Raw genomic sequence first — 11,448 nt, 5'->3', positions numbered from 1 at the left:
GTGTGGCCCGGCACCCGGTGGGTGCCGGGCGGTGGGGTCAGCTGCCGGCCAGTGCCTGGAGCGCCTGCTTCCAGGCGAGTTCGCCGCCGGCGGCCTCCATCAGCAGCCAGGGGTTCCAGAAGTCGCGGAAGAGCTTGATCTTCCCGTCCTCGAAGCGGACGACGGACAGGTACGTCTGGTGGTACTTGCCGCCAGTGGCGACCAGGGTGCAGTCGGCGGTGAACGCCGCGATCACCAGGCCGTCCTCGGTCGCCGTGTAGAACTCCGGCGCGGAGAAGGCGATTTCCAGCTGCTCTCCGAACATCGTCATCTGGGCGAGCAACTGCTCCCTGCCCTGCATCTGCGCCGGGAAGCCCCAAGCGGGATACGGGAATTCGAGGATGCCGTCCGCCGCGAAGAGGTCGACCCACTCCTCGATCCGTCCGCTCTCCAGCAGCTTCAGGCTGTGTGCGAACGTGTCCTTCAGTTCCTGCGGCCGTGCGGTGGTCATGCGTTTCTCTTTCCGGAAGGGGGCGGGACGATCTGGACTGTCGGTGGGTCAGCGGGAGGGCGCGACGATGCCGCCGAAGACCCGGTCGATGGCCCGGTCGGGCAGCAGCCGGGCGAGGAGGCGCCCGCCGGTGGCGTCCTTGCCGACGCCGTAGCGGGTCCGGGGGCGCCTGGTCACCAGTGCGCGGAAGACGACGCGGGCCACGTCCTCGGGGGTCTTGCTGCTCGTACGGGCGCTTTTTTCGTTCGTCTCCAGGAAGCGCAGGAAGCTGTCGCGGTACAGCTCCTGGACCGGCTCCGGGGCATCCTCGATCGTCCGCAGGCCCTCGGCCGACATCTTGTCCCAGATGGGCGTCATGATCGCGCCGGGCTGGACCACCGAGACCGGGATGCCGAAGGGCGCCAGCTCGCGGCGGAGCGCGTCGCTGAGCGCCTCCTTGCCGAACTGGGCGGCGGCATAGGCCCCGAGGTACGGGATGGCGACGTTGCCGACGCCCGAGGTGACGTTGACGATGCGGCCGGCCCCGGCACGCAGCAGCGGCAGGAAGCCCTGGATCACCGTGAGCTGGCCGACGACGTTGGTGGCGAGCTGGCGGCGCAGGAGTTCCGGGCGTACGCACTCCAGCGGCGCGGTGACCGCGATACCGGCGTTGTTGACCAGGCCCCACAGGCCGTCGTCGCCGACCTCGTCGGTGACCCGGCGCACCGCGGCCGCGACGCCCTCCTCATCGGTCACGTCGAGGATGACGGGGGTGAGGTCGGCGGGCGCCGCCTCGCGCAGCCTTTTGCCGTCCGCCTCGCGCCTGACTCCGGCGAAGACCCGGAAGCCGACCCGGGCCAGGTGGTGGGCGCAGCTCTCGCCGAGGCCGGTCGAGGCCCCGGTGATGACGACGGCCCGCCCCTGGGGGGACAGCGGTTCCGACCTGTTCGACACGTGTTCCTCCGACTCGATGCGCGGGTGGTTCAGGACTTGGCGGCGGACAGGGCCGCGTCGAGCGAGGCCGCTGCCAGCCGCTCGGCGCGTTCGGCCGGCACCGCGCCGTCGACGTGGGTGAAGTTCCAGGCGAGGCGGCCATGGCTGGTGTTGATCGCCGCGCAGTAGTACGCGTTCACCGACAGGCCCGCGATGAACTCCGCGTGGGAGACCCGCCAGGCGCCGATGGCCTGCGGGAAGTCGTAGCGGCCGATGTTGGAGACGCACAGGGTGATCGGTCCCTTGTCCTCCATGAAGCGCAGGAACCGCTCGCTCTTGGCGACCGACTTCGGGGCGACCGGGCCCAGGCTCGCGACGGCCGTCAGGTGCTCGCCGCGCCGTCTGCGGCGCATCAGGTCGCGGCTGATCGTGCGGGCCATCGGCCACAGTGGCGCGTCCGGCCGGTAGTCGACGATGGTGGGCACGGTGGCCACGTAGGTGCCCATGTCCCGCTCGGAGACGGCGGGATCGAGCGCGTCGCGGAAGGTGATGGGCGAGCCGATCGTCAGGGGCCCGGCCGTCAGGCCGGCGTCCTGTGCGGCGGCGGTCGCCATGGCGGCGGCGAGCGCGCCGTGCACCGTGGTCTGCTCGCGGCGGCAGGCCGCCACCAGGTCGGCGAGTTGTTCGGCGGTCAGCGAGCGGGGCAGCAGCCGGGTCGTGCGCTCGTCGAACGGCACCCGCCGGGTGGGCTCCATGCGCCGCGGCTTCAGCCGCCGCGCCGCGCCCTGGTCGGTGAACTGCTGCCCGACGACCTTGCGCAGCCCGGCGAGACCGCGATGGCCGGCCGGCAGCAGGGCTTCGGGGGCGGGCAGCGCGGGCCGGGAGACGACCTTGCAGTGCTCGGGGCCCAGCTCCTCGCTGCCGATCTCGGCGGCCAGCTCCAGCCACTGCTGCATCAGGGTCAGCGCCGTGGTGCCGTCCGCGATGTAGTGCGGCAGGGTGAGCACCAGGTCGTGGACGTCCTGGGCCCCGTCGCCGTCCCCCGGCCGGGTGATGGCGGTGGCCCGCGCCAGCGGTCCCTTGTGCCAGTCGACGGAAGTGGTGAGCTCGTACTCGTTCACCTCGGTCTCCCAGCGCTCCGCGGCGCCCGCTTCCGGCCCGTCGCCCGCGGCGACCATGCGCAGCGGCACCCGCTTCGAACCGGCGGGCACGAAGCGGGGGTTGCGGCCCGTCGCGTCCGCCCGGACGGCGGCGCGCAGCAGCGGGTGCCGCCGCTGGAGCGCGTCCAGTCCCTGTGCCAGCAGCTCCTCGGGCAGCGGTCCGTACACCCGGGCGTGCGAGAGGACGTTCAGTGGCGAGCGCTGGTCGCAGATCCAGTACCAGCGCTCCAGCGGGCTCAGTGGGCGGCCCGCCCCGGTCTGTCGGTCGAGCATCACGGCTGTGTCTCCAAAGTACGGTCGTCGGGGCTGCCGACGGCGTGGAAGTCGAGGTACTCCGCGTTCTGCTTGTCCACGACCGACGCGGGCGCGAAGCGGAAGAACAGGTCACGTCCCAGGACCCGCAGCGGCTGCTCGGTCTGTTCCAGGGCGCTCAGGGCGTGGGCCCCTTCGACGATCTTCCGCGTGCGGGGTCGGCGCGCGGCTTCGTAGGCGCGCAGCGCACGCTGGGGGTCGTCGGCGTCCTTGAGGTGGTGGGCGAGGACCACCGCGTCCTCGATGGCCATGCACGCGCCCTGGCCGAGGCTGGTCATCATGGGGTGGGCCGCGTCGCCGAGGAGGGTGACCGGGCCCTTCCCCCATTCACTGCGGAACGGCCGGTCCCTGGCGGGGAATGCGGTGATCGCCTCGAAGGGGGTGGCCTCGATGGCGGCGACGACCTCGGGTGCCCAGCCGGCGTAGGTGCGCAGGATCTCGTCCTTGTCGCCCTGCCAGTCGCGGGCCCGCTCGGGCGGCATGTTCTTGGTGCCCCACCAGTAGATCTCGCCGCCGCCGATGTTGGCGATGCCGAAGCGCTTGCCGCGGCCCCAGTAGTGGCCGCCGTACTGCTTGGGCACCCGGGGGTGGGTGAATTGCGGGGTGGCGACCCAGCAGATGTAGCCGGTCTCGCGGGGCTGTTCGGGGCCTGCGAGCTGCCGGCGGACGGCCGAGTGGAAGCCGTCGGCGCCGATGAGGACATCGCCGTGCGTCTCGCTGCCGTCCGCGAAGCGGACGCGTACCCCGCCCCCGTCCGGCTCGAAGCCGGTGGCCCGGGCGTCGAGCCGGACGGGGCAGTCGTCGATCTCCTTGAGGAGCAGCTGCTGGAGGAGGGTGCGCGAGACGCCGAAGCTGGGCGCGCCCAGCCGGTCGCAGATCTCCTTGAACCGCAGTGTGCGGATGCGCTTCCCGCGGTGGGTGAGGAAGTGCAGCTCCTCCAGGATCTCGGCGTGGTCCGCCAGCTTCAGGTCGATGCCGAGGGTCCGCAGCGCGAGGACCGCGTTGGTCATCACGGAGAGCGCTCCGCCGGCCGGGCGCAGCTCCTTGGCCCGTTCGTGGACCTCGACCTCCCAGTCGGTGCTGCGCAGGGTGGCGGCGGCGGTGAGCCCGCCGATGCCCGCGCCGATGACCACGGCCTTTCTCTTCCGTCCGGCCGCGTTCACTTGGTGTCTCCTTCCGCGGCGATGGCCCGGGCCACCTGCTGGACGTGCGGCTCGTCCAGGAGCAGGAGGTGGTCGCCGGTGACCTCGACGACGTCGATGCGGCCGCTGGTGAGGGTCGCCCAGCCGTTGGCCGGGGCCTGGTGCAGGGTGCGCGCGGCGCCGTGCATGGGCTTGAGCGCGTCGGGCAGCGGCGCGGTGGCCTTGACGAGGGTGAGGTCGACGGGGTCCGGGTGCGGCGCGTAGTCGCGCAGCGAGCCCCAGTTGGCCTTGTAGACCTCGAAGAGTCGGCGGATCGCGGTGCGCGCGGTCTGCTCGGGGACGATGCCGGCCCGGCCGGCGCGGTCCGCGATGAAGTCGAGCCGCTCGTCGTCGCTCTCCAGGTTGTCCGGGATGCGCTCGATGGGCGCGCTGCCGCCGCGGTCGACCCAGATGAGCTCCCAGAAGAACCACTCCATCATGGCGCGTTCCGCCACGTCGGGGCGCTCGCCGGGGTCCGGTGCGATGGAGTCGAGGAGGATGAGCTGGGCCACCTCGTCCGCGCCCGAGTGCCGCAGCTGCCGGGCCATTTCGAAGGCGACGAAGCCGCCGAACGACCAGCCGCCGAGGCGGTACGGGCCCTCCGGCTGCACGCGCCGGATCGCCTCCAGGTAGCTCTTGGCGAGTCCGCTCATGGTGGCGATCGGCTCGGTGCCGGGCTCAGCGCCGGCCGCCTGGAGCGCGTACAGCGGCTGGTCGTCGGGCAGGTGCCGGGCCAGGCGCACGTAGCACAGGACGTTGCCGCCCAGCGGGTGGACGAGGAAGAGCGGCGCCTTGGTGCCACCGGTCTTGATGGGCACGACGGGGTCGAAGGCCGGGGCCGCGTCGCCGGTGCGCAGCCGCTCGGCGAGCTGCGCGATGGTCGGGGCCGCCACGAAGGCGGTCAGCGGGACGCGTACGCCGAACCGCTTCTCGATGGTGACGACCAGCCGCATGGCGGTCAGCGAGGTGCCGCCGCTCTCGAAGAAGTCGTCGTGCACGCCCATCGCCGGCCGGGCCAGGATCTCGCCGAAGATGTCGGCGAGGGCCCGCTCGTGGTCGTCGCGCGGCGGGGTCGGGGCGGCGGCGGGTCCGGTCTCCAGCGGAATGCGGCGCAGTGCCGCGTCGTCGCGCTTGCCGCTGGGGGTCATCGGCAGCCGGTCCAGCCAGGCGAGGTGGGCGGGCACCATGTACTCGGGCAGTACGCCGCGCAGCCGGGCGCGCAGCTCGTCGAGGTCGACGTTCTTCCTGGCCTGCTCGTCGCCGAGCAGGTAGGCGACGAGGAAGGAGTCGACGCCGTCACCCCGCTTGCGGGCCACCACGGCGGCCGAGCGGATGCCGGGGAAGTCGTCGGCCATGCCGGTGATGGCGACCTCGACCTCGGCCGGCTCGACGCGGAAGCCGCGCACCTTCACCTGGTTGTCGGCGCGCCCGAGCCAGACGGTCTCGCCGTTCGGCAGTACGCGGCCCACGTCACCGGTGCGGTAGAGGCGTACCCCGGGCTTGCCGGAGGGGTGCGGTACGAAGCGTTCCTCGGTGAGGTCCTTGCGGCCGCGGTAACCGAGCGCGAGGCAGGCGCCGCCGAGGTAGATCTCGCCCTGGACGCCGGTGGGCACGGGGCGCAGCCGCTCGTCGAGTACGTGGATCTCGGCGCCGTCGATCGGTGTGCCGATGGGCGGCAGCGCGGGCCACTCGGCGGGGTCGCCGGACAGCAGATAGGCGCTGGCGATGTTGGTCTCGGTCGGCCCGTACTGGTTCTCCAGGAGGGTGGGCCGGCCGGCGCACAGGCGGCGTACTTCCTCGGTCACCCGCAGCTGTTCCCCGGAGGAGATGAGGATGCGCAGCGCCCTGGGCCGGATGCCGAGCAGGTCGGCGGCCTCGGCCATCTGCTGGAGGGCGACGAACGGCATGAACCAGCGCTCGATCTCCTGCTCGTCGAGGATCCGCAGGAGGGTCGCGGGGTCCCGCCGGTCCGGGTCGGAGATGAGGTGCAGGGTGCCGCCGACCGCCATCGTGGAGAAGATCTCCTGGAAGGAGACGTCGAAGCTCAGCGGCGCGAACTGCAGGGTCCGTGCGCCGGGTGCGGCGGTCTCGATCCGCACCTGCCACTGGGTGTAGTTGGCCCACAGCCGGTGCGGGAGTTCCACGCCCTTGGGCTCGCCGGACGAGCCGGAGGTGAAGAGGATCAGCGCCAGGCTGTCGAGCGGCAGTTCCGGTTCGGGCTCGCCCAGGGCGCCCGGGTCCTCCGCGCCCGGCATCGGGATGGACTCCACGGGCAGGACCAGCGCCGGGTCCGGCACGAGGTGGGCATGGGCCCGGTGCGCGATGACACGGAACGGCTCGGCCCGCTCGATCATCCGGGAGATGCGCTCCGGCGGGTAGCTGACGTCCAGCGGAACGCAGGCCGCGCCGGCGCGCAGGATGCCGAGGACGGTGGCGATCATCTCGGGCGAGCGGTCGAGGGCGATGCCGACGCCCGCGCCCCGCGGTACACCGAGCCCGCGCAGCCGGCGGGTGACCTGCCGGGCCGCCCGGTCCAGCTCGCGGTAGCTCCAGCGCACCTCGCCGAAGACGACGGCCTCGGCGTCCGGCTGCTCCGCGGCCTTCGCGGTGAAGCGGCTCATGACGTCCGCGGGCTCGGGGGCGGGGTTCGCGGGGATCTCGGTGCCGGCGAGGAAGTCGAAGTCGGCCGCGGCGTCGGGCTGTTCGGCGATGCGGCGCAGGATCGCGGTGTAGGAGTCGGCGAACAGCTTGGCCTGGGTGGCGGTGAAGGCGCGGCCCGCGCAGTTCAGACGCAGCCGGGTACGGCCGTTGCGCGGGTCGACGAGCGCGTTGACCAGCAGGGAGAAGTTCGTCTCCTCGTACGTGGTGAGGTCCAGCAGCTCGATCCCCCCGGCCGCCTCGAACAGCGGCTCCAGGTTGTGCAGCCGGACGAAGGTGAAGGCGGAGTCGAGCAGCGGGGCGCCGCCGCGGTCGGTCTGGATGGCGCTGAGCGGGTAGGCCCGGTAGGGGTGGGCCTCGCGCTCCTGGCGTACGACGTCCCGCACCGTGTCGAGCAGCGTCTGGTGGCCCGTGCCGAGCCGGAACGGCATGGTGTTGAGGAACAGCCCGGTGAGCCGGTCGGCGCCCGCGACCTCGGGGCGGCCGTGGGTGACCAGGCCCGTGGTGACGTCGTCGGCGCCCGCGAGCAGGCGCAGCGTCAGGCAGTGCGCGGTGAACAGGACCAGCCGCAGCGGCACGGCGTGGGCGCGGGCGAACTCCTTGACCGCGTCGTCCAGTTCCTCGCTCAGCTCGACGTGGTGGACGATCGACTCGTCCGCTGCCGCGCCGCGCGGCGCCTCGTACGGCACGAACGGGTCGAGCTGGACGAGCTCCACGCCGTCGAGGCGGTCCAGCCAGTACTGCTTCGCGTCCTCGGAGGCGAGGAGGCGGCGCTCCGCGCGTACGTAGGCGGCCTGCGAGGGCGGGTCGGCGGCGGGCACCGGCGCCACCGCGGCGCCCAGGGCGTGCAGATGGTCCCGGAGCAGTTCGCCGACCAGGTTGGCCACGCTCCAGCCGTCCAGGATCGCGTGGTGGAAGCTGAGGACGAGGTCGAGCAGCCCGTCGCGGACATGGGCGCGGAAGTGGTACAGCCCCGGCTGTTCGAAGTCGTACGCGTGGTGGCGCCGCTCTTCGATGTGGGCGAGCACGACGGCCTCGGCCGCCGCGCTGTCGCGGTCCCGCAGGTCGGTGATCTCCAGGGTGCCGGGCGCCCGGTCGTGGATGATCTGGAGCGGCTCGCTGTAGCCGCCCAGGGAGAAGGAGGAACGCAGCACCGGGTGGCGCTCCACCAGCTTCGCGAAGGCGGTACGGAACGCCTGCTCGTCCCAGTCGACGGCGAGGCGGTAGCGGAAGACGTCCTTGTAGACGGTGGAGGCCTCGTCCTCGCTGCTGTGGTACAGCATGCCCAGGTGCAGCCGGGTCGCCGGGTAGGCGTCGACCGCGCCGCGGCCCAGGAGGCGTGCCTTGTCCATGCCGGTGACCAGGGCGAACGGTTCGTCCTGCGGCTCGCTGGGCGCGCCGGCCGCGATGCGCTCGGCGTGCGGTGCCAGCCGGGCCACGGTCGGGTTCCGTACGAGGTCGGCGAGCGCGATGCGCAGGCCGCGCTTTTCGGCCACCGCGCGGATCCGCAGCATCAGGATGGAGTCGCCGCCGAGGACGAAATAGTCGTCGTGCACGCCGACGTGTGCGACGCCGAGCACCTCGGACCAGATCTCGACGAGTACGGCCTCCACGTCGTTGCGCGGCGCGGTGCGTTCCGTGTCCGGGGCGTCCGGCTGCTCGGGGATGCTGCGCAGCAGGGCCTTGCGGTCGGCCTTCCCGTTCGGGGTGAGCGGGATCCGGTCGAGCTTGAGGTACCGGGCGGGGACCATGAACTCCGGCAGTACGTCGCCGAGCCGGGCGCGGGCCTCGGTGGGCTCCAGCTCGCCGTCCGCGACGTAGCAGCCGACCAGCTGCCGGGTGCCGTGCACCGCCCGGTCCAGCACGACGGCGCCGCGCACGCCGGGCAGCAGCGACAGCTGGTGCTCGATTTCGCCCAGCTCGACGCGGTTGCCGCGGATCTTCACCTGGCCGTCCAGCCGGCCGAGGTACTCCAGGCTGCCGTCCGCCAGCCGGCGGACCAGGTCACCGGTGCGGTACAGCCGCCCGTCCGCGGTGAACGGGTCGCCGGTGAACTTCTCCCGCGTCAGTTCGGGCCGGGCGAGGTAGCCGCGGGCGAGGCCGACGCCCGCGATGCACAGCTCGCCGGGCGCGCCCACGGGCTGCGGGTTGTCGTGCGGGTCCAGGACGTGCAGCGCGGTGTTGTCGATGGGGCGGCCGATCGGCACCCTGCCGACCTGCTGCTGCGCGTCGCGGGGGCAGTCGTAGTACGAGACGTCGACGGTCGCCTCGGTGGGCCCGTACAGGTTGACCAGCGCGGGTGCCCGGTCACCGGCCGCGGCGAAGAGCTGGTTGAAGCGGTTGACCTGCTCGGGCGGCAGGGCCTCGCCGCTGCAGAAGACACGGCGCAGGGAGTCCGTACCGGCGAGCAGCTCGGGCCGGCTCTCCAGGAGTTCGAGGAACGCGCCGAACATCGAGGGGACGAAGTGCACCACGCTGACCCGCTGTTCCCGCACGGCGCGCAGGATCTCCCTGGGGTCCTTTTCCGCGCCGGGCGGCAGCAGGGCGAGCCGGGCGCCGGCGGTCCCCCACCAGAACAGCTCCCATACGGAGACGTCGAACGAGACCGGGGTCTTCTGCAGCAGCACGTCGCCCTCGCCGAGCGGGTAGTTGCGCTGCATCCAGTTCAGGCGGTTGACGACGGAGCGGTGCTCGACCATGACGCCCTTGGGCCGGCCGGTCGAGCCCGACGTGTAGATCACGTACGCGAGGTCGCGCGGCCCGGCCGTCTCCGGCAGCGGGTCCACCGGCCCGTCGAGCGGCTCGTCGGCGCGGCGGACGACGGCGTCGAGCCCGGCGGGGAGCTCGGGCGTGCCGGGCCCGGTGAGGATCGCCGCGGCGCCGCTGTCCTCCAGCAGGAAGCGGATGCGCTCGGCCGGATACCCGGGGTCCACCGGCACGTACGCGGCGCCGGCCTTCAGGACCGCCATGATCGCGGTCATCATGGCGGTGCCGCGCTCCATGACCACGGCGACCCGGTCGCCGGTGCCCACCCCGTCGGCGCGCAGGGCGTGCGCGAGGCGGTCGGCGCGGGTGTCGAGTTCGGCGTAGCCGAGGCGGTCCCCGTCGGGGCCGACGACGGCGGTGCGGTCGGGGGTACGCGCGGCCTGTTCGGCGAAGAGCCCGTGCAGGGTCTGCTCGTCCGGGAACGGGGCGGCGGTGCGGTTGTGCCCGACGACCAGCTCCTCTCGCTCCTCGGCGTCGAGCATGGACAGCTCGGCGAGCGGCCGGTCCGGGGTTTCCAGGCCGCCGAGCACGAGGTTGCGCAGGTGCCGGGCGAGCGCCTCGACGGGGAAGTCCGCGTCGAAGACGTCCTGCGCGTAGTCGAGGTCGATGCGCACGTTCCGGCTGTCGTCGCCCTCGTTCACGACGACCGCGAGCACGTCGTGGTCGTGCGCGCGGGTGCCGCCGGTGGTCTCCTGGCGCAGCCCGGGCAGCTCCGTTGCGCTGGGCCACTGGACGTACGACAGCGTCACGTCGAACAGCCCGCGCGAGGTCCCGGCCGGTGCTTCGCGCAGCACCTCGCCGTACGGGAGGCGCTCGTGCCGCTGGAGTTCGCGGACCGCGGTCCCAACGGTGCCGACGAGTTCGGTGAGGGACTGCCCGCCCGCGGCCCGTACCGGTAGCGGCAGGGTGTTGGCGAAGTGGCCGACCGTACGCCGCTGGTCCCGGCCGCGGCGGTTCAGCAGCGGTACACCGAGCACCACGTCGTCGGTGAGATGGACGCGGGAGAGGTAGACCGCGAAGGCGGCGGCGATGAACGCGAACGGCGACTCGCCGCGCTCCCGGATCCGCTCCACGGCCTCGCGCGGCAGATCGAAGGAGTGCCGGGCCGACCGCCGGGTGCCGCGCCCCGCCTTGCGGGCGAACAGCGGCGGTTCGAGGCCGGAAAGCAGGTCGCGGAAGTACGCGCGGTCCTTGTCGTACTGGGGCGAGGTGCGGTACTTCGCCTCGTCCTCCAGGCACGCGAGGTAGCGGGGCGGTTCGGCCGGGGTGCCGGCGGCGCCGCCCGTGGCCCGCGCGTATTCGTCGGTGACCTGGGCGAAGAACTGGTTCAGCGCCCAGGCGTCGGCCACGATGTGGTGGGCCTTCACGTACGCGTGGACGGCCGAGCCGCTCTCCTTGAGCACGGCGAGCCGGACCGCGCCCTCGCCCAGGTCGACGGGCCGGTCGAAGTCGGCGTCGATCCACTCCGCGCAGCGGGCCCGCGGGTCGGCGTCGGCGGCGAAGTCGACGAACTCCACCAGCGGTTCGTCGTCGCTCACCCGCTGCTGGGGCGTCCCGCCCGCCTCCCGGAACCGCAGTCGGAAGGCGTCGTTCGCGCGCGCGGCCCGGATCAGCGCGGCCGACAGCGCCTCGGTGTCCACCGCTCCCTCGAACCGCCGGGACAGGAAAATGTTGAATTGGGGCAGCTCTGGGAACATCGAATGCGCCACCCAGATGTCACGCTGGTGTGCCGTCAATGCTGACCACTCGGATGAATTCACGATTCCCTCTGCCCGTTCGATCGCGGAGTCCAGTCTCGACGGCTCACACCCTGACCCGGCCGGCCGCCCCAATCCAGAAAGCGCCCTGCCTGGTAGTCCCGATACCAGGCAGCCGAGCCCCTCCCTCGGAGCACCCGTTCCGGCGGATCCTGGCTCCAGCGGAAAAATATGGAACAGTTCCACTGCCCCCTGGCGGAGCCCTGCTCGAA

General features: G+C 72.6%; 5 protein-coding genes. All 5 read right to left on the bottom strand.

What is annotated here, in order from left to right; genetic code table 11:
* Positions 1-37: 37 nt before the first annotated feature.
* The 5 genes from AB0I82_RS29130 to AB0I82_RS29110 are packed head-to-tail and all read right to left on the bottom strand — an operon-like array spanning position 38 to position 11,239.
* On the bottom strand, positions 38-490 hold the full coding sequence (locus AB0I82_RS29130; protein ID WP_363260360.1) for a nuclear transport factor 2 family protein: 453 nt from the start codon (positions 488-490) through the stop codon (positions 38-40).
* 48 nt (positions 491-538) lie between these two features.
* Positions 539-1,423, bottom strand: coding sequence for an SDR family oxidoreductase (locus AB0I82_RS29125; protein ID WP_363260359.1), 885 nt, complete (start codon positions 1,421-1,423; stop codon positions 539-541).
* 29 nt (positions 1,424-1,452) lie between these two features.
* On the bottom strand, positions 1,453-2,835 hold the full coding sequence (locus AB0I82_RS29120; protein WP_363260358.1) for a short-chain dehydrogenase: 1,383 nt from the start codon (positions 2,833-2,835) through the stop codon (positions 1,453-1,455).
* Positions 2,835-4,037, bottom strand: a complete 1,203-nt coding sequence (locus AB0I82_RS29115; RefSeq protein WP_363260357.1) for an FAD-dependent monooxygenase — start codon at positions 4,035-4,037, stop codon at positions 2,835-2,837. The genes AB0I82_RS29120 and AB0I82_RS29115 overlap by 1 nt, the downstream gene beginning before the upstream one ends.
* A complete protein-coding gene (locus AB0I82_RS29110; RefSeq protein ID WP_363260356.1) occupies positions 4,034-11,239 on the bottom strand; it encodes an amino acid adenylation domain-containing protein in 7,206 nt (2,401 codons plus the stop codon). The genes AB0I82_RS29115 and AB0I82_RS29110 overlap by 4 nt, the downstream gene beginning before the upstream one ends.
* Between the last annotated feature and the right edge of the window lie 209 nt (positions 11,240-11,448).

It is taken from the genome of Streptomyces sp. NPDC050315 (assembly GCF_040655775.1).
Classification (GTDB): Bacteria; Actinomycetota; Actinomycetes; order Streptomycetales; family Streptomycetaceae; genus Streptomyces.
This window is presented reverse-complemented; position numbering and strand designations above follow the sequence as displayed.